This window comes from Ramlibacter sp. P4_H7, assembly GCF_056400765.1.
Genome location: NZ_JBFUKP010000005.1, coordinates 220,458 through 240,610, shown reverse-complemented (window position 1 = coordinate 240,610; position 20,153 = coordinate 220,458). Strand labels below are relative to the sequence as shown.

Sequence of the window (20,153 nt, the reverse complement as noted above, 5' to 3'; positions counted from 1 at the left end):
GCGGGCTCACGCGGCCTGGTAGAGCGTGACGACGCAGGCGCCGCCCAGGCCCAGGTTGTGCTGCAGCGCGAGGCGCGCACCTTCCACCTGGCGCTGCTCGGCGCGGCCGCGCAGCTGCGAAACCAGCTCGTAGCACTGCGCCAGGCCGGTGGCGCCCAGCGGGTGGCCCTTGGACAGCAGGCCGCCGGAGGGGTTGGTGACGATGCGGCCGCCGTAGGTGTTGTCGCCTTCGACGATGAACTTCTCCGCCGTGCCCTCGGGCGTGAGGCCCAGCGCCTCGTAGGTGATCAGCTCGTTGGCGGTGAAGCAGTCGTGCAGTTCCACCACGTCCAGTTCCTCGGGGCCGATGCCGGCGTCCTCGTACACCTGCTTCGCGGCCGCAGCGCTCATGTCGTAGCCGACCAGCTTGCGCATGTCCTTGCTCTCGAAGGTCGATGGCGTGTCGGTGGTCATGGCCTGCGCAGCGATCACCACGCGCATGTCCAGGTTGTGCTTCTTCGCGAATTCGGCGGAGCAGACGATGGCGGCAGCGGCGCCGCAGGTGGGCGGGCAGCACTGGAAGCGAGTGAGCGGATCGAACACCGGCGCCGAGGCCATCACCTCGTCCAGCGTCAGCGTCTGGCGGAACACGGCCAGCGGATTGCGCGCGGCGTGCTGGCGCGCCTTCACGGAGATGCGGCCGAAGGTGTCGCGGCGGATGCCGTACTGCGCCATGTAGTCGCGGCCGGCACCGCCGAAGAACTGCGCGGCGCGCGGCGCCTCGGTGCTGTAGCCCTGCTTCTCGGTCATCACTTCGGCGAAGTGCGCCATGGGGGAGGGCCGGTCGTCCCAGGCGCCCTTGAGCGCACCGGGCTGCATCTGCTCGAAGCCCAGCGCGATCGCGCACTCGACCATGCCGCTTTCGACCGCCTGGCGCGCCAGGAACAGCGCGCTGGAGCCGGTGGAGCAGTTGTTGTTGAGGTTGAAGACGGGGATGCCGCTGAGGCCCACGCCGTAGATCGCGGCCTGCCCGGCGGTGGAGTCGCCGTAGACGTAGCCCACGTAGGCCTGCTCGACCGCCTCGTAGGGCACGCCGGCATCTTCCAGCGCGAGCTTGGCCGCGCGCGCACCCATCACGGTGTAGGGATCGCTCTGGCCCGGCTTGGTGAAGGGGATCATGCCCACGCCGACGACGTGGACGGGGCGCTGCATGCGCGTCATGGAAACTCCTTGTGAATGTCAGCCTCTTGCGCCTGCGGGCGCTGGAAGGCAGGACTGGCGTGAAGTCTCGCGCACGGGCCCTGTTCCCTCAATCGCCGAAGGCGTCAAAAGCGTTGGCGAAAACGTTCAACGCGCGGCGCCGCCCGCCGCGGGGAACGGGTCACGCGAAGGCCGCCACGMTTGCCAGCCTCTGGCGCGCGGCCGCGAACTCCCCGCGCAGGCGCGCCACCACGGCGCCGGCCGGGGCGACGCCGGTCACGGCGCCGATGCCCTGGCCGCAGCCCCAGATGTCCTTCCAGGCCTTGACCCGGTCGGAGCCGAAGCTCATCTTGCTCGGGTCGCTGACCGGCAGCGCCTCGGGGTCGAGCCCCGCGGCGGCGATGGAGCCGCGCAGGTAGTTGCCGTGCACGCCGGTGAACAGGTTGCTGTAGACGATATCCTGACTGCTGCTGGCCACGATCATGTCCTTGTAGCCCTGGCTTGCCCGCGCTTCCTCCGTCGCGATGAAGGCCGAGCCGATATAGGCGAGGTCGGCCCCGGCCGCGAGCGCCGCCAGCACCGCCTCGCCGCTGCCGATGGCGCCGCTCAAGGCCAGCGGCCCCTCGAACCAGCGCCGGATCTCGTGCACCAGCGCGAAGGGGCTGGTGGTCCCCGCGTGGCCGCCGGCACCGGCCGCGACGGCGACCAGGCCGTCGGCGCCCTTCTCGACCGCCTTGCGGGCGAAGCGGTCGTTGATCACGTCGTGGAACACCACGCCGCCCCAGCCATGCACCGCGTCGTTCAGCTCCTTGCGCGCGCCCAGCGAGGTGATGACGATGGGCACCCGGTACTTCTCGCACATGGACATGTCGTGGTCGAGGCGGTCGTTGCTCTTGTGGGCGATCTGGTTGATCGCGAAGGGCGCGGCCGGTTGCTCGGGATGCTGCCGGTCATGCGCCGCCAGAGTCTCGGTGATCTCGGCCAGCCATTCGTCCAGCTGCGCTGCCGGCCTCGCGTTGAGCGCCGGCATCGAACCCACGATGCCGGCCTTGCACTGCGCGATCACCAGCTGCGGCGTGCTGATGATGAACAGCGGGGCGGCCATCACCGGCAGCCGCAGGCGCGAGAACACGGAGGGAAGTGCGGGGTTTCGGAAGTTCATGCGTGCGCACTCTAGGCGCCGTGCCCCCTCGCGGCAATGACAAAAAAGTTCAGAGCGATTGGCCAGGTGCGTGACCTTGCCGGCGCGCCCTCGACGTTTCGGCCAATCCGGATGAACGCAAATGTCATTGCGCCGGCCGCGCACCGCGCAGACCATCGCGCTGGCCACCAAGAGGAGACAACCTTGACCCCATCCAACACCCGCCGTGCCCTGCTGGGGCTCGCCGCCGCCGGCCTGCTGGGCATTCAGCTGCCTGCGCTGGCGCAGGGCGCCCAGGCCTTCCCGAACAAGACGATCCGCATCATCGTCCCGTACACGCCGGGCGGCACCACCGACATCATGGCGCGCGCCATCGGCCAGAAGCTGTCGGAAGCTTGGGGTCAGCCCGTCATCATCGACAACCGCCCCGGCGCGAGCGGCTGGCTGGGACTGGCGGCGGTGGCCAAGTCGCCGGCGGACGGCTACACGCTGGGCCTGACCATCTCGAACGCCGTCTACGCCAAGTCGCTGTACGCGAAGCTTCCGGCGGACATCGACGCCGACTTCGAGCCGGTGTCGATGCTGTCGCAGTCCGCCATCGGCGTGGCGGTCAATGCGAACTTCCCGGCCAACACGCTGGAGGAATTCATCGCCCATGCGCGCAAGAACCCGGGCAAGCTGGGCTACGGCTCCTTCGGCCAGGGCACCACCGCGCACATCTTCGGCGAGTCGCTCAACCTCGCAGCAAAGCTGGACCTGGTGCATGCGGCCTACAAGGGCGCCGCGCCGCTGGTGCAGGACTTGCTGGGGGGCCAGGTGGGCGCGGCCTGGCTGGACACGGCCACGCTGGCGCCGCTGGTGCAGTCCGGCAAGGTCAAGGCCCTGGCCATGACCGGCACGCAGCGCGCGCCTTCGCTGCCCAATGTGCCCACCTTCCTCGAACTGGGGATCAAGGGTTTCGAACCGGTGGGCTTCTTCCTGGTGCTGGCGCCGGCGCGCACGCCCAAGGACGTGGTGCGCAAGCTCTCCGACGGCATCGCCGCCGCGATCAAGGCGCCGGACGTCAACCGCCGCCTGCGCGAGATGGGACTGGAGCCCGTGGGCAGCACGCCAGAGACGCTGGCCGCTGAAATCAGGACCCTGGCCGACACGATGGATCGCACCATCAAGGCCGCGAACATCAAGGTCGAGAACTGATCCGCCATGCGGACCGTGCTGCGCGAGGACCATGAGCAGTTCCGCTCCCAGGTGCGCCGCTTCGTCGAGCGGGAGATCGCGCCCTTCCATGCCGGCTGGGAAGACGAAGGCCGGGTCCCGCTGACGCTGTGGCTCGCGGCTGGGCAGGCGGGCCTGCTCAACACGACGCTGCCTCCGCCCTTCGGCATGGGGGGCGACTTCGGCCACGCCGCCGTCCTCATCGAGGAGCTTGCGCGCGCCAACGCCACCGGCGTGGGCTTCAGCCTGCACTCCGAGGTGGTGGCCCCGTACCTGCATGCCTACGGCACGCCCGGACAACGGGAACGCTGGCTGCCCGCGATGGCGGCGGGCACGCTGGTGGGCGCCATCGCCATGACCGAGCCGGGCACCGGCAGCGACCTCAGGGCCATCCGCACTTGCGCCCCCCGCGAGGGCGAGCATTACCTGCTGAGCGGGCAGAAGACCTACATCTCCAACGGCCTGAACGCCGGCCTCGTGATCGTGGCGGCCCGCACCGACACCGCCGCGGGCGGTCGCGGCGTGTCGCTGCTGGTGGTGGAAGACGGCATGGAGGGCTTCGCGCGCGGCAAGGCCATGCGCAAGATCGGCCTGCGCGCACAGGACACCGCGGAACTGTTCTTCGACCAGGTGCGCGTGCCGGTGGCCAACCTCCTGGGCGAGGAGCATCGCGGCCTCCACTACCTCATGCGACAGCTCGCGCAGGAGCGGCTGGTGATCGCGCTGCGTGCCGCCGCCTCGATCGAGGCCTTCCTGGCGCGCACCGTCGACTGGACGCGCCAGCGCAAGGCCTTCGGGCAGTCCGTGTTCGATTTCCAGCACACGCGCTTCCGGCTGGCCGAGGCCAAGGCGCAGGCGGTCATGCTGCGCGTCTTCGTCGACGACTGCCTGGCGCGCCACCTGCGCGGCGAGCTTGACGCGGAGCGCGCCGCGATGGCCAAGCTCAATGGCTCGGAGATGCAGAACCGGCTGCTCGACGACTTCCTGCAGATGCACGGTGGCGCCGGCTTCATGGCCGAAGGTATCGGCAGCGCCTGGGTGGACGCGCGGGTGGCGCGCATCTACGGCGGCAGCAACGAAATCATGAAGGAAATCGTGGCCCGCGGCCTGTGAGCGGAGCCACGACCTGCACGCAAAGGAACGTAGCCATGCAAGGTCCTCTCTCGGGTGTCCGCATCATCGACCTGTCCGCCGTGGTGTCCGGGCCCATGGCCGCCGGCATCCTCGCCGACCAGGGCGCCGACGTCATCAAGGTGGAAGCCGGCGGCGGCGACCTCACGCGCGTGATCGGCCCGGCCAAGGGCGACATCACGCCGCTGTTCGCCGCCATCAACCGGGGCAAGCGCTCCATCGTGCTGGACCTGAAGCAGGAGGCCGCCAAGGCGGTGCTGCGCGACCTGCTGCAGACCGCCGACGTGCTGGTGGAGAACTTCCGGCCCGGTGCGCTGGCGCGCCTGGGCTTCGACTACGACGCGGTGGCGGCGGCCAACCCGCGGATCGTCTACCTGTCCATCAGCGGCTTCGGCCAGAGCGGCCCGTACGCCCAGCAGCGGGTGTACGACCCGGTGATCCAGGCGGTCTCCGGCTTCGCCGATGCGCACCCGGATCCCCAGAGCAAGCAGCCGCAGCTGCTGCAGACCCTGCTGTGCGACAAGATCACCTCGCTGGTGGCGGCCCAGGCCGTGACGGCCGCGCTGCACGAGCGCCACGGAACCGGCCGCGGCCGGCGTGTGGAGCTGTCGATGCTGGACGCCGCGCTGTCGTTCCTGTGGCCGGAGGCGCTGTATAACCACAGCTTCCTGGACGAGCCGCCGCCCCCCGTGGTGGAGTTCGGCGCCAGGCAGAAGCTCTGGCGCTGCCGCGACGGCTGGTTCGCCATGGTCACGCCGCAGGACGACGAGTTCGCCGCCATGTGCCGCGTCTTCGGCGTTCCCGAGCTGCTGCAGGACCCGCGCTTCGCCACCATCACCTCGCGGCGCGACCAGCAGGCCGTGCTGCGCGAAATCCTGGAGCCGATCGCGGCGGACCAGGAAGTCCGCCCCTTCGTCGCGGCCCTCGCGGCGGCGGGCGTGCCCGTGGGGCAGGTGAACTTCAAGGGCACGCTGGCCGACGATCCGCAGGTGCGGCACAACGCAAGCCTGCTGGAGACCGAGTACCCCGGCCTCGGGCGCATCCGTGCCCCGCGCCCGGCGGCGATCTTCCGGGGCAGCACGCTGGGCACCGAGGCGCGCGCTCCGCACCTGGGCGAGCATTCGCGGGCCATCCTGGCCGAGACCGGCCGCACGGGCGCGCAGGCCGATGCGCTGTTCGCCAGCGGCGCGGTGCGCTGAGGCTCGAACGATGCAGGCTTTCTGCGCGGACCTGCTCGCGGAATACGACGCACTGGCGGACTTTGCCGCCGGCCTCGGCGCGGCCCAGTGGCGGCAGCCCACGCACTTCTTCGGCTGGTCCGCCTGGGACGAGGTGGCGCACCTTTGCCTGCTGGATGGCGTGGGCCTCGCGGCCGCCGGCGACGCGGCTGCCTTCGATGCGCAGGCCGGGGCGCTGCGGGCGCGGCGCGCCGCGGGGCTGGAGATCAGCGCCATCGCCCGAGCGGAGCTGGGCCATCTCGACGGGGCCGGGCTGCTGGCGCACTGGCGCGGCGTCTATCCGCGGCTGGTGCAGGCGCTGGGCCGGCGCGACCCGCGGGACCGGCTGCCCTGGTTCGGCCCCGCCATGAGCGCGCGTTCCTTCGCCGCGGCCCGCCTGATGGAAACCTGGGCCCACGGGCAGGACGTCTTCGATGCGCTGGGCCTGCAGCGCCCGGCCACGCAGCGCCTGCGCCACATCGCGCACCTGGGTGTGAACACCTACGGCTGGAGCTTCCGCAACCGTGGCCTGGAGGTGCCCGAGCCCGCGCCGCACGTGCAGCTGACGCTGGAGGGCGAGGAAGCCTGGACCTGGAACGCGCCCTCGCGTGAGCACCGGGTGTGCGGCCGCGCCGAGGACTTCTGCCTGGTGGTGACGCAGCGCCGGCACCCGGAGGACACGGGCCTCGACTGTGGCGGGCACGGCGCGCGCTGGATGCGCATCGCCCAGTGCTTCGCCGGACCGCCGGCGGATGGGCCCGCGCCGGGCGCGCGACGGATGCAAACGCGGTGCCCTGGCAGCCCCTGACGCCGGAGCTGGCTCCCGCGATCGAGCCGCTGCTGGCGAGCCGGCGCGCGCGGCTCGGCGCGCGGGCCCTGTCGGACTTCAGCTTCGCGAACCTGTACCTGTTCCGCGCCGCCCACCAATATCGGTGGCGGGGCGGTGCGTGGCCGGCGCTGCGCGGCGTCACCTACGACGGCACGGGCCACGTCTTCCCTCTCTTCGACCTGTGCGCTGCGCCGCAGGCCGTGATCGCGGACTTGCTGGCGCAGGCCGACTGCTTCTTCCCCTTGGCCGAGGCGGACGTGGCGGCGCTGCCGCCCGCCGTGTTCCAGTGCGAAGCCCACGCACGGGACGCCGACTACCTCTTTCCGGCGGACAACTTCCGCCACTACCGCGGCGCCGCGCTTCGCAAGAAGCGCGCGCAGATGAACCAGTTCCTGGCGGTGGGAGCGCCCTCGCGCTGTCGCCTGACCCCGGCCGAAGAGCCGCAGGCGCTGGAGGTCCTGGCCGCGTGGCGCGCCAGCCGAGGGAAGAGCGCGGACGAAGCGGATGCGGCGCCCTGCCGCGAGGCGCTGCTCCTGCTGGCGCAGCTCGGCCTGGAAGGCACGCTGTACCGGCAGCGCGGGCGCGCCGTCGGCTTCGTCATCACCGAGGCGCTAGTCCCGGGCGTGCGCGTGGTCCGCTTCGCCAAGGGGCTCGACGAGCATCCCGGCGTGTACCCCTTCATGTTCCACGACCAGGGCATGGCGGACCCCGGCCTGCAGTGGCTCAACTTCGAGCAGGACCTGGGCCTGGCCAACTTCCGCCAGGCCAAGCGGGCGTACGCGCCCTGGGAACAACTGCCGAAGTACCGGGTGCGCCTGCTCGGAGAATCCGGTCCGGCGCGGTGAGTCCTCAGTCCCGGTAGCGAAAGGTGCCCATGGCGCGCGCCGTCACTTCGCCGCTGGCGTCGGTGATGGTCGCCTCGCAGAAGCACACGGAGCGGCCGCCGCCAGTGGCGCGGCCTTCGGCCAGCAGGCGGCCCGCCGCCGGGCGCATGAAAGCGATGTGCATGTCCACCGTGACGACCTCGCGCCCGTAGGCGACCCGGGACAGGGCCGCATGCGCCATTGCGCTGTCGAGCAAGGTCATCACGACGCCCCCGTGGCCGCCGTCGTGGTTGTTCAGGTGCTCGGCGCGCAGCTCCAGCGCCACGCGCGACACGCCCGCTTCAGCGTGCTCCACGCGCAGGCCCAGGTGCTCCGAGAACGGCACGTAGCGGTCCGGCCCGCTGCGCGGGCGTTCCGGTTGAAGCTCGCGCTCGTTCGGGTCGACCAGGTGCAGGCTCATGCCTGCTCCCGCTTCGACGCCGCCGCGGCCGCCGTGAAGTCGCGCGGTCCGGTGAGGGCGAGCCCGCCGTCCACCGGGATGATCGCGCCCGTGATGTAGCTGCCCCAGTCGCTCGCCAGCAGCATGGCCATGCGGGCGATGTCCTCGATGCGGCCCAGGCGCTTGAGCGGCACCCGCTGCGCCATCGCGGCCATGGTGGCATCGGTCGGTGCCAGGCGCTTGAGCCCCTCGGTGTCGGCGATCGGTCCCGGCACGATGGAGTTGATGCGGATGCCTTGCGCGCCCCATTCGAGCGCCAGCACCTGCGTCAACATGTCGACGCCGGCCTTCGCCGCGCACACGTGTGCCTGGAAGGGCGTGGGGATGAAGGCCTGGCCGGCGGAGATCTGGATCACGCAGGCCCCCGGCTTGCGCAGGTGCGCGTGCGCGAGCCGCGCCACGTTGAAGCTGCCCAGCAGGTCGATGTCCACCACCGTCTTGAAGGCGTTGGGCGACATGTCGGTCGCAGCGGCGAGGAAGTTGCCGGCGGCGCCGGACACCAGCACGTCGATGGGACCGAAGCGTTCCGCGGCCGTGGCGAATGCGCGCTCCAGCGCTTGCGGCTGGCGCACATCGGCGGACAGGCCCAGCGCCTGCGTGCCCAGGGCCTCCAGCTGCTGCGCAGCGCTGGCCACCTTGTCGGCGGAACGGCTGATCACGGTGAGCCTGGCGCCGGCACGGGCGAAGGCCTGCGCGATGCCGAAGTTGATGCCGCTGGAACCGCCGGCCACGAACACGTGGCGGCCGCTGAAATCGAAGGCGGAGAAGTCCATCGCGTTCATTCCGGCTTGAACCCGATGTCCTGCAGCATCTTCGCTTCCCGCTGGTACTGCGCCTTCGCATAGGCGTGGTAGTCCTCGCCGCTGGTGAGCTTGGGCTGCATGTCGAACTGCTCCAGCTGGTTCAGGTAGGCCGGGTCGCTCGCCGCCTTGCGGAAGGCCGCCTGCAGGCGCGCCGCGATCTTCGGATCGAGGTTCTTCGGCGCCACCAGGCCCACCGGCGATTCGATCACCAGGTCGTAGCCCAGCTCCTTCACCGTCGGCACGTCGTAGCGCTTCAGGCGTTCGGCGGTGAAGGTCGCCAGCAGCCGCACCTTGCCGCCCTGCACCTGCGCGCCGAAGCCGGGGTCGCCGTACACGTCGAGGTGGCGTCCGATCACGGCCTGGAAGGCTTCGCTGCCGCCCTTGTAGGGAACGGTGTTGAAGGAGGTGCCCGCCAGCTTGGCCAGCCGCTCCGCGTAGATGCGGTTGATGCTGATCGCGCCGACGTTGCCCCAGCTCACGGCACCGGGACGCTTCTTCGCATCCGCCAGCAGCTCGGACAGCGACTTCCAGGGCGCGTCGGCGGCGACCAGGATGCCGGTGCTCAGTCCCGCCAGTCCGATCAGGTAGGTGAAGTCCTTGAGCGGGTCCCAGCTCACCTTCTGTACCAGCGGCGCGCGGATCACCGAGTTGTGCATCACGGAGATCGTGTAGCCGTCGGCTTCCATGGTCGCCAGCGTGGCGGTGCCCATCACGCCGCCGGCGCCCGGCTTGTGCATCATCACGATCGGCTGGCCCAGGTCCTTCGATGCGGCTTCGGCCAGCGTGCGGAAGATGGGATCGAAGGAGCCGCCCGGCGGGAAGGGCAGCACCAGCTGGATCGGCCGGCTGGGGTAGGGATCGGCGGCTTGCGCAAGCGGCGCGGCCAGGGCGCAGGCGGCGAGCAGGGCCAGCGCGGCGCGGCGGGGAAGGGGAATCATGGTGTCGTCTCCGGTGAGTTGGAAGCGGCCTGCGGCAGCGGCAGGTAGCGGAAGGATCCCTGGGCCCGCGCGACCACGCGGCCCCCGGCGTCGGTGACGGAGGCGCGGCACCAGGCCACGCTGTCGTCGTGTTGCACGACCTCGGCGTCGGTGGCCAGCGTGCCCCGGCCGGGTTCGAGGAAGCTGCTGTTCATGTTGAGCGTGACGGCGGTGCGCGTGAAGTCGAACAGCGAGACGGCGGCGCTGGCCATGGCCACGTCCATCAGCGTCAGCATCACGCCGCCGTGCATCGCGCCGATCACGTTGCCGAGGTCCGGCCGCGGGTCGACCAGCAGGCGGGCGCGGCCGCCTTCGGAGAATTCGCGGCGCGCGCCCAGCAGGCGCGTGAACGGCACCTGGCCGAAGATGTTGCGGCCGTGGTCGCCTGCGACCGGCTTCACACGCGCACCTGCTCGCGCAGCACGTTCTTGAGCACCTTGCCGGCCGCCGACAGCGGCAGCTCGCGCACGAAAGTGATGTGGCGCGGGCACTTGTAGCCGGCCAGCCGCTCGCGGCACCAGGCGCGCAGTTCATCGGCGCTGGTGCCGCCTTCGGCCGTGGTCACCACCACGGCATGGACCGCCTCGCCCCAGCGCGCGTCGGGCACGCCGACCACGGCCGCGTGCGCCACCTGCGGGTGGCTGCGCAGGGCGGCTTCCACCTCGGCGCAGTACACGTTCTCGCCGCCGGTGATGATCATGTCCTTCAGCCGGTCGACGATGAACAGGTGGCCGTCCTCCAGCATGCGGCCCGCGTCGCCCGTGTGCAGCCAGCCGTCGCGCAGCGCCGTGGCGCTTGCTTCCGGGTTGCGCCAGTAGCCTTGCATCACCATCGGCCCGCGCGCGAGGATCTCGCCCACTTCGCCGCGCGGCAGCTCGCGCCCGCTTTCGTCGGCGACGATGATCTCGGCGCCCAGGCCAGCGCGGCCCACGGAGGTGAGCAGGCCACGCGCGCGCGCCTCCGGCCGGTGGTTGGCGGGCAGGTTGATGCACACGGCGCCCGCGGTCTCGGTCAGCCCGTACGCCTGGAAGAACTCCGCATGCGGCCACGCGGCCAGCGCGCGGTCCAGCAAATCGGGCGGCATGGGCGCGGCGCCGAAGGCGATGCGGTCCAGGCTCTTCACGCGCTGCGGCGTGAACGACGGCTCGTCCAGCAGCGCCTGCAGCATGGTGGGCACCACGATGATGTCGCTGATGCGGTGTTCCTCGATCGCGGCGATGACGCCGGCGGGCCGGAACTGCGCCAGCGTCACGCAAGTGCCGCCGACGATCAGCTGGCCGACCAGCCGGCCCAGGCCGGCGACGTGGAATAGCGGCGCGACCAGCAGCGACACCGAATCAGGGGCGTTGTTCAGCTCGGCGCCGCGCGTCATCGACGCGGTCCAGAAGTTGGCGTGGCTCAGCATCACGCCCTTGGATCGGCCGGTCGTGCCGCCGGTGTAGAGCAGCGCCGCGAGCGCATCGCCGCCGGTGCGCGAGTCGGGCAGCGGCGCCAGCGCCGCGGCTTCGTCCTGCAGCGGGGCGAAACGCAGCACCGGGCACGCCTCTTCCGGCGCGAGTGCGGCCAGGCTCTCGTCGATCACCAGCAGCGAGGCCTGGCTGTCCTGCAGCGCGAAGGCGAGTTCCGGCTTGCTCCATCGGACGTTGAGCGGGCAGGCCACCGCGCCCAGCCACCAGCACGCCAGGATCGCGCGCACCAGCTGGTCGCTGTTGGGCGCCAACAGGGCGACGCGGTCACCGCGCGCGATGCCCCTTCGCGCGAAGGCGGCGGCGTGGCGGGCGATGCCGTCGGCCAGCTGCGCGTGCGTGTGCCGCCGCGTGCCCTCGTCGGCGAGATGGGTGAGTGCCGTCTGGTCGGGGTGGCGCTGCAGCGCGCGGTGCAGGCCCTGGGTGAGATACACGGTGCGGTCCCCGGCGGATGGAAGAAGCGGCCAAGGTTAGGCCGCGGCGCCCGCGGGACCAATGGCCGGAAGCGCCAAAGGACTTGGCGAAACCGGTCAGCGCTCGGCCGGGCCGTGCGCGAGGCGGTATTCGCCGGGGGCGACGCCGGTCCACTGCTTGAAGGCGCGGTGGAAGGTGCTGGCTTCGGAGAAGCCCACGCGGTTGGCGATGTCCAGCAGCGGCAGCGGCGTGTGCAGCAGGAACTCGATGGCGGCGTCGCGCCGCAGCTCGTCCTTGATCTGCTGGAAGCCGCGGCCCTCGTCGCGCAGGCGCCGCCGCAGCGTCTGCGGCGTCACGGCAAGCGCCTCGCCCACTTCGTCCAGCGAGGGCAGCTCGCCGCCCAGGCGCTTGCGCAGCAGCCGGCGGATGCGGTCGGTGACGCTGCTGGTGTCGCGGTACTTGACGATCAGGTTGGCCGGCGAGCCCGCCAGGAATTCGCGCAGGCTCTGCGGCGACTGCACCACCGGCAGGTCCAGCCAGCGCGCGTCGAACGACAGCCCCACGTGCTGCTGCGCCTGCCGCAGCGGTACCTGGTAGACGCGCGAGGTGTCGCTGCTGGTGACGCCGCTGGTGTAGTCCACGCCCAGCAGCGGGATGCGGCGCGCCACCAGCCAGGAAGCGGCGTGGAAGGAGAACAGCATGAAGGCCTTGACCGCGTAGTCCAGGCGCGGGTCGGGCGGGCGGCGCAGCACGAACTGCACGTGGGCCGTCTCCTCGCGCACCGTCAGCCGCGGCACGAAGTCCGGCACCAGCAGGTGGTAGAAGGCGAAGCCGTCGCGCAGCGCCTCCTGCAACGTGGCGCAGCGCACCAGCTGGCGCATGCACTGGCCGAAGCTGCCCGGTGGCAGCGGCCGCGACAGCAGGCCCCACATCTCGTCGCGCAGCGCGCGCCGCAACACGCGGATCAGCAGTGCGTACTGCCCTTGCGAGATGCGCGCCAGCGGCGACTCCAGCAGCGCCGGGGCGATGCCGGCGCGCGCGAGCAGCGGCGCCACGTCCATGCCCCGGGCCCGCGCACCGAGCACGATGCTGTGCACCTGCTGGATGGCGACGGTGTGGTGCGTGAGATTCATGGAGGCGCTGCCGCGGGCGGCCCGCTCATTGTAGGCAGCGCATCCGCGCGCTCAGGCGACGGCGCCGGTGCCGCGCAAGGCGGCGATCTCGCCGTCGCCCAAGCCGGCCTGGCGCAGGATCTCCTGCGTGTGTTCGCCCGCGCGCGGCGCCGGTCGCGGCACGCCGGGATCGAAGCCGGTCATCTTCACCGGGCAGCCGAACTGCGCCGGCGCACCGTCCGTTCCGTCGACGCGCATGCCGCGCGCGACGAAGTGCGGATGGGCGAGCGTCTCGTCCAGGCGCAGCACCGGCGTCACGCAGGCCTGGCCGTCGCGGAACAGCTCCGTCCAGTGCGCGAGCGGCCGCGCCGCGAAGATGCGGGCGAGGTCGGCGCGCAGCTGCTCCTCGGTCGCCGCATCGCCGGTGCGGTGCAGTGGCGTGAGGTCGGGCCGCTCGAGTCGCTGGCACAGTGCCTGCCAGAACTTGGGCTCCAGCGCGCCCACGGCCAGCTGGCGGCCGTCCGCCGTGCGGTAGAAGCCGTAGCAGGCGAGGCTTCCCGTGAGCGGGCTCTCGCCCACCATCGGCACGCGCCCGTGCTGGTGCAGTCCCGCCAGCGGCAGTACGCCGTGCGCGAGCACGCCATCGGCCATCGCGATGTCCACGTGGCGGCCGCGGCCGGTGCGCGCCGCATCGAACAGCGCGGCGAGGATGCCCATCACCGCGGTCATCGTGCCGCCCAGCAGGTCGGCGATCGGCAGGTTGGTCAGCGCGGGGCCCGCCGCGTTGCCCATCTGGTCGGCCACGCCGGCCATGGCTTCGTAGTTCAGGTCGTGCCCGGGATGCTCGCTCAGCGGCCCGGTCTGGCCATAGCCGGTGATGCTGCAGTAGACGATGCGCGGGTTCGCTTCGGCGAGCGCTTCGTAGCCCACGCCCAGGCGCTGCATCACGCCGGGACGGAAACTTTCGACCAGCACGTCGGCGTCGCGCGCCAGGCGCAGCAGCGTGGCCACTCCCTGCGGTTGCTTCAGGTCGATGCGCAGGCCGCGCTTGTTGCGGTTGACGAGCGCGCGCACGGGCGGGCTCGCGTAGTCGCCGGCGCCGGTGTCCTCGATCTTGATGACGTCGGCGCCCAGGTCGGCGAGATGCAGGGTGCCCATGGGGCCGGGCAAGAGGCGGGTGAGGTCGAGCACGCGCACGCCCGCGAGGGGCGCGCCGCGCGCGGAGGACGCCGTGGCGGCGCGGGGATCGTTCATGGTGCCGCGGATCTTGCGGCCTGCGCCGCGGTGCGGCAATGGCAGGCGTGCTCGCGGCGATTGGCGAAAAGCGTCAGGAGCGGGCGGCGGGCGCAAGCGCGGCCCATTGCGCCAGCAGCAGCGTTTCGATGTCGTGCACGGGCCGCCCCGTCGCCCGTGCCACCGCGTCGCGGTACGGCGGCATGTTGGTGCACTCCAGCACGATGTCGCCGAGGTCGGGATGCTTGCGCACGAGCTGCAACGCCGCAGTCACGACGTCGTCCTCCGCCTGCGCCAGGTCCATCGCCGTCTCGTTGCCCAGGATGCAGCGCTGGAATTCGCAGCCGGGCGCCACGCCCTGCACGGGCGTCCCGGCGGGAACCCCCGCGCCTTCCAGCACGGCGGGCGTCAAGGACGCCGCGTCGATGGTCACGATGCCGGGACGACGCAAGCGCGCCACCTGCAGCAGGCTGGACGTGAGCACCGGCACCGCGACGGCGCGCGCCAGGGCCGCGTGGTGCGCGGCGAGGAAGCCGCAGCTGGTGGAGAGCATGCAGGCGCCTGCGCGTTCCAGCACGCGGGCGGCCTCGAGGAAGGGCGGCAGCAGCGCCGGATCCGCTTGCTGCACGACCCGTTGCGGCGAGGCGCCTTCCACGGTGAGGAAGCGGACCGGGATGCCGGCGCGGGCATAGGTCTGCGGATTCCCCACGTCGCCGGGCGGCCGGGGAAATCGCGTGTCGAGCATCAGGATGCCCAGGAAGCCGTTCGGGATGGCCATGGCAGGGCCGCATTGTCCGCGCGCGCACGAGGTCGCGGCCATCGCCATCCGCTTGCTTCCGTGGGGGCCCCCGGTTACCGTCGCCTTCGTTGCCCATTCCGCCAGGAGGCGCCTTGTCCACTGTTGCCGCCATCGCCGTGGGCCTGGTCGCCCTGCTGCACGTCTGGTTCCTCGTGCTGGAGATGTTCCTGTGGGACAAGCCGGCCGGGCTCAAGGCCTTCGGCCAGACGCTGGAGGCCGCCCAGGGCACCAGGGTGCTGGCCGCGAACCAGGGCCTGTACAACGGCTTCCTCGCCGCCGGGCTGTTCTGGGGCCTGGCCCTCGGCGCCGCGGGCACGAGCGTGAAGGTCTTCTTCCTGGGCTGCGTGATCGTGGCCGGGATCTTCGGGGCCCTCACCGCCAGCCGCAAGATCCTGTTCGTGCAGGCGGTGCCGGCAGCGATTGCGCTGGCGCTCGTCTTGCTGTCCTGACCCGTCGCGCGGAGTCGCGCGAATGTGGGGCATCGAGCGAACGCCCCGGCTCGAGCGCGATCGCGGCGCCCGCCGCCTCAGACGTGGAACGCCCGCCGGCTTTCCTCCGTGACGAGGTCGTGGTACTCGGGATGCTTGCGCAGGAAGGCGGCGATGAAGGGGCACACCGGGATCACGTGCACGCCGCGGCGGCGCGCCTCGTCGAGCGCAAAGGCGGCCAGCTTCGAACCCAGGCCGCGGCCTTCGTACTCGGGCAGCACTTCGGTGTGCGTGAACAGCAGCGCGCCCTTGAGCACGTTGTATTCGGAATAGGCCGCCACCTGGTCGTCGCCGGCGCGCAGCTCGAAGCGGTTGATCTCGGGGTGGTCGGCAAGGCGGGGGTCGTCCATCGCACCATTATCGGGACCGGCCGCGGTGCTGCTTGCCCGGCATCGTGATTGCCTCGCGCAACACTCGGAAACAGTCCGCGCCGGGCGCTTGTGGCCAGATGCTCGGGTCGCGATTGCACGACGCCTGCCATCCGGCAGGCGCGCGCATTGCCATCCACCGGAGGAATTCCCCATGGGCTTTTTCAGCAAGATCCTGGACAAACTCGGCTTCGACGCCGGCGCCAGCAAGGTGGAAGACATGCTGCGCACGCCGGTGCCGCCGGCCCAGCCCGGCACCGCCACGGCCGGCGCCGGCGCCGCACCCGCGAAGGCCGCCCCGATGGCGACGGTCGACGTCGCGGCGCAGCTCGAACAGAAGGCGGCGGCCAATGCGCAGAAGCTCAATTGGCGCACCTCGATCGTCGACCTGCTCAAGCTGCTGGACATCGACAGCAGCCTGCAGGCGCGCAAGGAGCTGGCCACCGAACTGGGCTGTCCGGCCAACCTGATGGCCGACTCCGCGCAGATGAACATGTGGCTGCACAAGGCCGTGATGCAGAAGCTCGCGGCCAATGGCGGCAAGGTGCCCGCCGAACTGCTGGACTGAGGAGATGCCATGAACCTCACCGACATGCTCGCCCAGGCGGGCGGGCTGGAATCCATCGCCCGCGAACTGAACATCGAGCCGGAGCAGGCTTCCAGCGGCGCGGCAGCCTTGCTGCCGGCCATCCTGGGCGGCTTCCAGAAACAGGCCCAGGCAGGTGGATCGGGCGCATCGGGCGGACTTGGGGGTTTGGGCGACCTGCTGGGCAAGCTCGGCGGCGGCGGACTGATGGACGAAGTGCTGGCACCGGAGCCGACCGACACCAGCAAGGGCGATGCGGTGCTGGGCGAGATCTTCGGTTCCCGGGATGTCAGCCGGACCGTCGCGCAGAATGCCTCGGCCCAGTCGGGACTGGATCCCGCGCTGCTCAAGAAGATGCTGCCGATGCTGGCCATGCTGGTGACCGGCTTCATGGCCAAGCGCAGCGCCGGCGAAACGCCGTCAGGCGAACTCGGTGGCCTGGGCGGCATGCTCGGCAGCGTGCTCGGCGGCGGCCAGGCTGCCGGCACAGGCGGCGGGCTGGGCGGGCTGGTGGGCATGCTGGATGCCAACGGCGACGGCAACGCGCTCGACGACATCCTGCGCATGGCCGGCAAGGCCAGGGGCTAGCGCGAACCGCACGAACTGATGCAGGTGACGCTGGCCACGCGCGAGGAGCTGGAAGACCTGGTGCGCAGTGGCGAGCTGAGCGAGCTGGACGCGGCCCTGCTGTGCCTGCGGCACCTGGGCCCGTGAGCGTTCCCGTGGGCTCCCACCAGGCCGCCCTGGACGCTTTGCTGCAGCCCGGGCGCGCGCCGCGCTCGCTGCGCGACCTGGACTTCCCCGCGCGCATGCAGGTCCTGGTGCTGGCGCCGCATCCGGACGACTTCGACGCGATCGGCCTGGCGCTGCGCCACCTGCACCGGCAGCAGCACGAGGTCCACGTCGCCGTGCTCACCGGCGGCGCCAGCGGCGTGGACGACGGATTCGCCGGGGCGGCCGACGCCCGGGCCAAGGCCTCGCTGCGCGAAGAAGAACAGCGCGCGAGCTGCGCCTTCTTCGGCCTGGCGCCGCAGCGCCTGCAGTTCCTGCGGCTGTGGGAAGGCGCCGCGGACGATGCCGCCGACGCGGCGCGATTGCAGGACTGGCTGGCGCAACGTCCGGCCGACCTGCTGTTCCTGCCGCACGGCAACGACAGCAACCGCACGCACCGTCGCACCTACGAGGCGGTGCGCGCCTCCCTTGCGGCCCTGGGCCGGGAAGCCTGGGCGCTGCTGAACCAGGACGCCAAGACGCTGCAGATGCGCGTGGACGTGTTCCTGGACTTCGGCGAGGACGATGCGCAGTGGAAGGCCGAACTGTTGCGCCTGCATCGTTCCCAGCAGGCACGCAACCTGCGCACGCGCGGCAGCGGCTTCGATGCACGGGTGCTGGAGGTGAACCGGCAGGCGGCCGCCGCGCTGGCAACGCCGCTGCCCTATGTCGAGGCGTTCGAGCTGGCGCGGCTCGGGCCGCGGTGAAGGCGCGCCCGACGCACAATGCCGGCATGTCGGAAGCCTTGTTGCGCCTGCTGCGGACCGAGATGCCCTATGGCAAGCACAAGGGCACGCTGATCGCCGACCTGCCGGGAAACTACCTCAACTGGTTCGCGCGCGAGGGCTTCCCGCCCGGCGAGATCGGGCGCCTGCTGGCCCTGATGCACGAGATCGACCACAACGGGTTGAAGCACCTGCTGGCGCCGCTGCGCGCCCAGGCGCGGGGCGGTCCGCGCCAGGATTGAGCCGCCCGCGGAACGGCGGATGGACCAAGGTCCAATGGCGCGGCCGCCCCGCCCTTGCCACCATGGTCGCGCCTTGACCCAACCACGCAACGACCTCACGCGCATCGTCCTCACCGTGCTGTTCATCGGTGGGCTGATGGCGTCGTCCTTCTGGATCCTGCGGCCCTTCCTGGGCGCGCTGGTCTGGGCGATCATGATCGTGGTCGCTACCTGGCCGGCGATGCTGGCGCTGGAGCGCTGGGCCGGCGGCCGGCGCTGGGTGGCCGTCACGGTGATGTCGCTGCTGCTGCTGCTGGTGCTGATCGGGCCCTTGTCGGCCGCGGTTGCCACGCTGTTCTCGCACGCCGACGAGATCGCCGACGGTGCCCGCCACCTGAAGGACGTGCAGCTGCCGCCGCCTCCTGCATGGCTGCAGGGCCTGCCGCTGGTGGGCGAGCGCCTTGCCGCCTTCTGGCAGAACCTGGCCACTGGCGGGGTCCAGGCCATCGTGGTGCTGGTGACGCCTTACCTCGGCGTCGTCACCAAGTGGCTGGTCTCTCAGGCCGGCGGCCTCGGCTCCCTGATGCTGCAGTTCGTGCTGACCGTGATCACCTGCGCGGCGCTCTATGCGCGCGGCGAAGGCATGGCCGACTGGGCCTTGCGCTTCGGTGCCCGCCTGGGCGGCGCGCAGGGCGAACACGTGATCCGGCTCTCGGGCCAGGCCATCCGCGGCGTCGCGCTGGGTGTGGTCGTGACCGCGATCGCGCAGACGATCGTCGGCGCACTCGGGCTGGCGATCGCGCGCGTGCCCTTCACCGCGGTGCTGACCCTGCTGATGTTCCTGGCGGCGGTGGCGCAGGTGGGGGCCGCCCTGGTGATCCTGGTGCCCGCCTTCTGGATGTACTGGACCGGCTCGCCCGGCATGGGCACGTTCCTGCTGGTGGTGGGCATCTTCGTCGCCACCATGGACAACGTGCTGCGGCCCGTGCTGATCAAGAAGGGCGCCGCCGACCTGCCGCTGGTGCTGATCTTCGTCGGCGTGATCGGCGGCCTGATCTCCTTCGGCCTCATCGGCATCTTCATCGGCCCCGTGGTGCTGGCCGTGACGCACACGCTGCTGGACGCCTGGGTCAACCGCGCCGACGAGCGCGGGGCGCTGACCGCTGCCGTGCCCGTCGCGGGCGCGCCGCCCCGGGTCGCGGCCAGCCCGCTAGCGCTGGAAGACCAGCCGCAGGGGATTGAAGCCGGTCACTAGCGCGCAGGCCACCAGCACCAGCGCCACGCCCGGCACCATGCCCGGCGTGAAGGGCTCGCCCAGGAACAGGCCGCCCCAGGTGACGCCGAACAGCGGGATCATGAAGGCCGACGAGGTCGCCGCGCTCGCCGGGATCTCGCGCATCAGCCGCATGCTGATCCAGTACATGAAGCCGGAAGTGATCCCCCCGAGCACCGCCAGCGCGATCACGGCATCGGTGCGCAGCTGGATCGCCGGCGCCGTCGCCGCGGCCGGCAGCAGGAGCAGCAGCGCGGCCGCCACGTGCACCGCCGCCGATGCCGGCAGCGGGTCGTGCGCCAGCGTCGCCCGCTTCATCAGCACGGCGCCGAAGCCGTAGCAGCCCGAGGCCAGCACGCAGGCCAGCACGGCCAGCACCACTGGCGGTGCCACCGCCACCGGCCCGAGCCGCACCAGCAGCGCGACCCCCGCCAGTCCCGCAGCGCAGCCGGCCAGCTTGCGGCCAGTCAGGCGCTCCTCGCCGAACAGCGCGCCCGCCAGCACGCCGAACAGTGGTGCGGTCGCATTGAGCACCGCGGAATAGCCGGCAGGCAGCACCAGCCCGGCGCCGTTGAACAGCACGAAGGGCGCGGCCACCGTGAGCAGACTCAGCAGCGCGATGGCGCGCCAGTGCGCGCGCGCCGGCCAGTGCTGGCGCGTGAAGCGCATCAGCACCGAAAGCACCATGGCCGCCAGCACGCAGCGCAGGCACGCCATGGGCAGCGGCCCGAAGGCCGGCGCGGCGATGCGGATCAGCGGGAAGGACGCGCCCCAGACGGCGGACAGGAAGACCAGTTGGGCGAAGTGGCGGGCTCGCATGGGCTGCGCGATTGTGCACGCGGGCCCGGGCCTTCGCGGCCCGCATGCGGCGGCGCGCGCCCC

23 protein-coding genes are annotated in these 20,153 nt (G+C 71.5%); 11 read left to right on the top strand and 12 right to left on the bottom strand.

Annotated features, from left to right (window positions below; translation table 11 throughout):
- Positions 1 to 6 precede the first annotated feature (6 nt).
- Positions 7 to 1,191 (bottom strand): lipid-transfer protein, encoded by a 1,185-nt coding sequence (locus AC1DSA_RS09785; RefSeq protein WP_477888715.1) that lies wholly within the window; start codon positions 1,189 to 1,191, stop codon positions 7 to 9.
- Between the two features lie 169 nt (positions 1,192 to 1,360).
- Positions 1,361 to 2,341 carry an NAD(P)H-dependent flavin oxidoreductase gene (locus AC1DSA_RS09780; RefSeq protein WP_477888504.1) on the bottom strand — a complete coding sequence of 327 codons (981 nt, stop codon included), beginning with the start codon at positions 2,339 to 2,341 and terminating at the stop codon, positions 1,361 to 1,363.
- 183 nt (positions 2,342 to 2,524) lie between these two features.
- Here AC1DSA_RS09780 and AC1DSA_RS09775 point away from each other — a divergent pair, with 183 nt between their 5' ends.
- The 5 genes from AC1DSA_RS09775 to AC1DSA_RS09755 are packed head-to-tail and all read left to right on the top strand — an operon-like array spanning position 2,525 to position 7,557.
- On the top strand, positions 2,525 to 3,517 hold the full coding sequence (locus AC1DSA_RS09775; RefSeq protein WP_477888502.1) for a Bug family tripartite tricarboxylate transporter substrate binding protein: 993 nt from the start codon (positions 2,525 to 2,527) through the stop codon (positions 3,515 to 3,517).
- Between the two features lie 6 nt (positions 3,518 to 3,523).
- Positions 3,524 to 4,648, top strand: a complete 1,125-nt coding sequence (locus tag AC1DSA_RS09770) for an acyl-CoA dehydrogenase family protein (RefSeq protein ID WP_477888500.1) — start codon at positions 3,524 to 3,526, stop codon at positions 4,646 to 4,648.
- Between the two features lie 35 nt (positions 4,649 to 4,683).
- Positions 4,684 to 5,865 (top strand): CaiB/BaiF CoA transferase family protein, encoded by a 1,182-nt coding sequence (locus AC1DSA_RS09765; protein ID WP_477888498.1) that lies wholly within the window; start codon positions 4,684 to 4,686, stop codon positions 5,863 to 5,865.
- Between the two features lie 10 nt (positions 5,866 to 5,875).
- Entirely contained in the window at positions 5,876 to 6,691 is an 816-nt protein-coding gene (locus tag AC1DSA_RS09760; protein ID WP_477888496.1) for a TIGR03084 family metal-binding protein, read from the top strand.
- Complete coding sequence (locus AC1DSA_RS09755) at positions 6,673 to 7,557, top strand: phosphatidylglycerol lysyltransferase domain-containing protein (protein ID WP_477888494.1); 885 nt, start codon at positions 6,673 to 6,675, stop codon at positions 7,555 to 7,557. Before AC1DSA_RS09760 ends, AC1DSA_RS09755 begins: the two co-directional genes overlap by 19 nt.
- A 4-nt stretch (positions 7,558 to 7,561) precedes the next feature.
- Here AC1DSA_RS09755 and AC1DSA_RS09750 read toward each other — a convergent pair whose 3' ends face one another.
- From AC1DSA_RS09750 to AC1DSA_RS09715, 8 genes are all read right to left on the bottom strand, one after another.
- Positions 7,562 to 7,996: a PaaI family thioesterase gene (locus AC1DSA_RS09750; RefSeq protein WP_477888492.1), complete on the bottom strand. Its 435-nt coding sequence runs from the start codon at positions 7,994 to 7,996 to the stop codon at positions 7,562 to 7,564.
- Positions 7,993 to 8,808 (bottom strand): SDR family oxidoreductase, encoded by an 816-nt coding sequence (locus AC1DSA_RS09745; RefSeq protein WP_477888490.1) that lies wholly within the window; start codon positions 8,806 to 8,808, stop codon positions 7,993 to 7,995. Before AC1DSA_RS09745 ends, AC1DSA_RS09750 begins: the two co-directional genes overlap by 4 nt.
- A gap of 5 nt (positions 8,809 to 8,813) precedes the next feature.
- Complete coding sequence (locus AC1DSA_RS09740) at positions 8,814 to 9,776, bottom strand: tripartite tricarboxylate transporter substrate binding protein (protein ID WP_477888488.1); 963 nt, start codon at positions 9,774 to 9,776, stop codon at positions 8,814 to 8,816.
- Positions 9,773 to 10,216: a PaaI family thioesterase gene (locus tag AC1DSA_RS09735; protein WP_477888486.1), complete on the bottom strand. Its 444-nt coding sequence runs from the start codon at positions 10,214 to 10,216 to the stop codon at positions 9,773 to 9,775. The genes AC1DSA_RS09740 and AC1DSA_RS09735 overlap by 4 nt, the downstream gene beginning before the upstream one ends.
- A complete protein-coding gene (locus AC1DSA_RS09730; protein WP_477888484.1) occupies positions 10,213 to 11,715 on the bottom strand; it encodes a class I adenylate-forming enzyme family protein in 1,503 nt (500 codons plus the stop codon). The genes AC1DSA_RS09735 and AC1DSA_RS09730 overlap by 4 nt, the downstream gene beginning before the upstream one ends.
- A 96-nt stretch (positions 11,716 to 11,811) precedes the next feature.
- Positions 11,812 to 12,828, bottom strand: coding sequence for an AraC family transcriptional regulator (locus AC1DSA_RS09725; RefSeq protein ID WP_477888482.1), 1,017 nt, complete (start codon positions 12,826 to 12,828; stop codon positions 11,812 to 11,814).
- Between the two features lie 51 nt (positions 12,829 to 12,879).
- Positions 12,880 to 14,061 (bottom strand): CaiB/BaiF CoA transferase family protein, encoded by a 1,182-nt coding sequence (locus tag AC1DSA_RS09720; RefSeq protein ID WP_477888480.1) that lies wholly within the window; start codon positions 14,059 to 14,061, stop codon positions 12,880 to 12,882.
- Positions 14,062 to 14,134: 73 nt separating this feature from the next.
- Positions 14,135 to 14,818, bottom strand: coding sequence for an aspartate/glutamate racemase family protein (locus AC1DSA_RS09715; protein WP_477888478.1), 684 nt, complete (start codon positions 14,816 to 14,818; stop codon positions 14,135 to 14,137).
- Positions 14,819 to 14,931: 113 nt separating this feature from the next.
- Between AC1DSA_RS09715 and AC1DSA_RS09710 the strand changes: the two genes are divergently transcribed.
- Positions 14,932 to 15,288, top strand: a complete 357-nt coding sequence (locus tag AC1DSA_RS09710; protein ID WP_477888476.1) for a DUF1304 domain-containing protein — start codon at positions 14,932 to 14,934, stop codon at positions 15,286 to 15,288.
- Positions 15,289 to 15,365: 77 nt separating this feature from the next.
- On the opposite strand, the gene AC1DSA_RS09705 is transcribed toward AC1DSA_RS09710, so the two are convergent.
- Positions 15,366 to 15,677, bottom strand: coding sequence for a GNAT family N-acetyltransferase (locus AC1DSA_RS09705; protein ID WP_477888474.1), 312 nt, complete (start codon positions 15,675 to 15,677; stop codon positions 15,366 to 15,368).
- 172 nt (positions 15,678 to 15,849) lie between these two features.
- On the opposite strand from AC1DSA_RS09705, the gene AC1DSA_RS09700 reads away from it, so the two are divergent.
- From AC1DSA_RS09700 to ydiK, 5 genes are all read left to right on the top strand, one after another.
- Complete coding sequence (locus AC1DSA_RS09700) at positions 15,850 to 16,263, top strand: DUF3597 domain-containing protein (protein ID WP_477888472.1); 414 nt, start codon at positions 15,850 to 15,852, stop codon at positions 16,261 to 16,263.
- Between the two features lie 9 nt (positions 16,264 to 16,272).
- Positions 16,273 to 16,869: a DUF937 domain-containing protein gene (locus AC1DSA_RS09695; RefSeq protein WP_477888470.1), complete on the top strand. Its 597-nt coding sequence runs from the start codon at positions 16,273 to 16,275 to the stop codon at positions 16,867 to 16,869.
- Positions 16,870 to 16,991: 122 nt separating this feature from the next.
- Complete coding sequence (locus AC1DSA_RS09690) at positions 16,992 to 17,759, top strand: PIG-L deacetylase family protein (protein ID WP_477888468.1); 768 nt, start codon at positions 16,992 to 16,994, stop codon at positions 17,757 to 17,759.
- A 26-nt stretch (positions 17,760 to 17,785) separates the two neighbouring features.
- Positions 17,786 to 18,019 (top strand): DUF3820 family protein, encoded by a 234-nt coding sequence (locus AC1DSA_RS09685; RefSeq protein ID WP_477888466.1) that lies wholly within the window; start codon positions 17,786 to 17,788, stop codon positions 18,017 to 18,019.
- A gap of 73 nt (positions 18,020 to 18,092) precedes the next feature.
- Positions 18,093 to 19,253 (top strand): AI-2E family transporter YdiK, encoded by a 1,161-nt coding sequence (ydiK, locus tag AC1DSA_RS09680; protein ID WP_477888464.1) that lies wholly within the window; start codon positions 18,093 to 18,095, stop codon positions 19,251 to 19,253.
- On the opposite strand, the gene AC1DSA_RS09675 is transcribed toward ydiK, so the two are convergent.
- The gene (locus tag AC1DSA_RS09675) at positions 19,209 to 20,090 is read right to left on the bottom strand and encodes a DMT family transporter (RefSeq protein ID WP_477888462.1); all 882 of its coding nucleotides are present in this window, start codon (positions 20,088 to 20,090) and stop codon (positions 19,209 to 19,211) included. The genes ydiK and AC1DSA_RS09675 overlap by 45 nt on opposite strands.
- Between the last annotated feature and the right edge of the window lie 63 nt (positions 20,091 to 20,153).

What these genes read in the sequence shown, in the direction of transcription:
- AC1DSA_RS09785 (WP_477888715.1), bottom strand. Translation starts at nt 1,191, where the DNA reads ATGCAGCGCCCCGTCCACGTCGTCGGCGTGGGCATGATCCCCTTCACC.
- AC1DSA_RS09770 (WP_477888500.1), top strand. Translation starts at nt 3,524, where the DNA reads ATGCGGACCGTGCTGCGCGAGGACCATGAGCAGTTCCGCTCCCAGGTG.
- AC1DSA_RS09765 (WP_477888498.1), top strand. Translation starts at nt 4,684, where the DNA reads ATGCAAGGTCCTCTCTCGGGTGTCCGCATCATCGACCTGTCCGCCGTG.
- AC1DSA_RS09760 (WP_477888496.1), top strand. Translation starts at nt 5,876, where the DNA reads ATGCAGGCTTTCTGCGCGGACCTGCTCGCGGAATACGACGCACTGGCG.
- AC1DSA_RS09750 (WP_477888492.1), bottom strand. Translation starts at nt 7,996, where the DNA reads ATGAGCCTGCACCTGGTCGACCCGAACGAGCGCGAGCTTCAACCGGAA.
- AC1DSA_RS09745 (WP_477888490.1), bottom strand. Translation starts at nt 8,808, where the DNA reads ATGGACTTCTCCGCCTTCGATTTCAGCGGCCGCCACGTGTTCGTGGCC.
- AC1DSA_RS09740 (WP_477888488.1), bottom strand. Translation starts at nt 9,776, where the DNA reads ATGATTCCCCTTCCCCGCCGCGCCGCGCTGGCCCTGCTCGCCGCCTGC.
- AC1DSA_RS09725 (WP_477888482.1), bottom strand. Translation starts at nt 12,828, where the DNA reads ATGAATCTCACGCACCACACCGTCGCCATCCAGCAGGTGCACAGCATC.
- AC1DSA_RS09720 (WP_477888480.1), bottom strand. Translation starts at nt 14,061, where the DNA reads ATGAACGATCCCCGCGCCGCCACGGCGTCCTCCGCGCGCGGCGCGCCC.
- AC1DSA_RS09715 (WP_477888478.1), bottom strand. Translation starts at nt 14,818, where the DNA reads ATGGCCATCCCGAACGGCTTCCTGGGCATCCTGATGCTCGACACGCGA.
- AC1DSA_RS09705 (WP_477888474.1), bottom strand. Translation starts at nt 15,677, where the DNA reads ATGGACGACCCCCGCCTTGCCGACCACCCCGAGATCAACCGCTTCGAG.
- AC1DSA_RS09700 (WP_477888472.1), top strand. Translation starts at nt 15,850, where the DNA reads ATGGGCTTTTTCAGCAAGATCCTGGACAAACTCGGCTTCGACGCCGGC.
- AC1DSA_RS09695 (WP_477888470.1), top strand. Translation starts at nt 16,273, where the DNA reads ATGAACCTCACCGACATGCTCGCCCAGGCGGGCGGGCTGGAATCCATC.
- AC1DSA_RS09685 (WP_477888466.1), top strand. Translation starts at nt 17,786, where the DNA reads ATGTCGGAAGCCTTGTTGCGCCTGCTGCGGACCGAGATGCCCTATGGC.
- AC1DSA_RS09675 (WP_477888462.1), bottom strand. Translation starts at nt 20,090, where the DNA reads ATGCGAGCCCGCCACTTCGCCCAACTGGTCTTCCTGTCCGCCGTCTGG.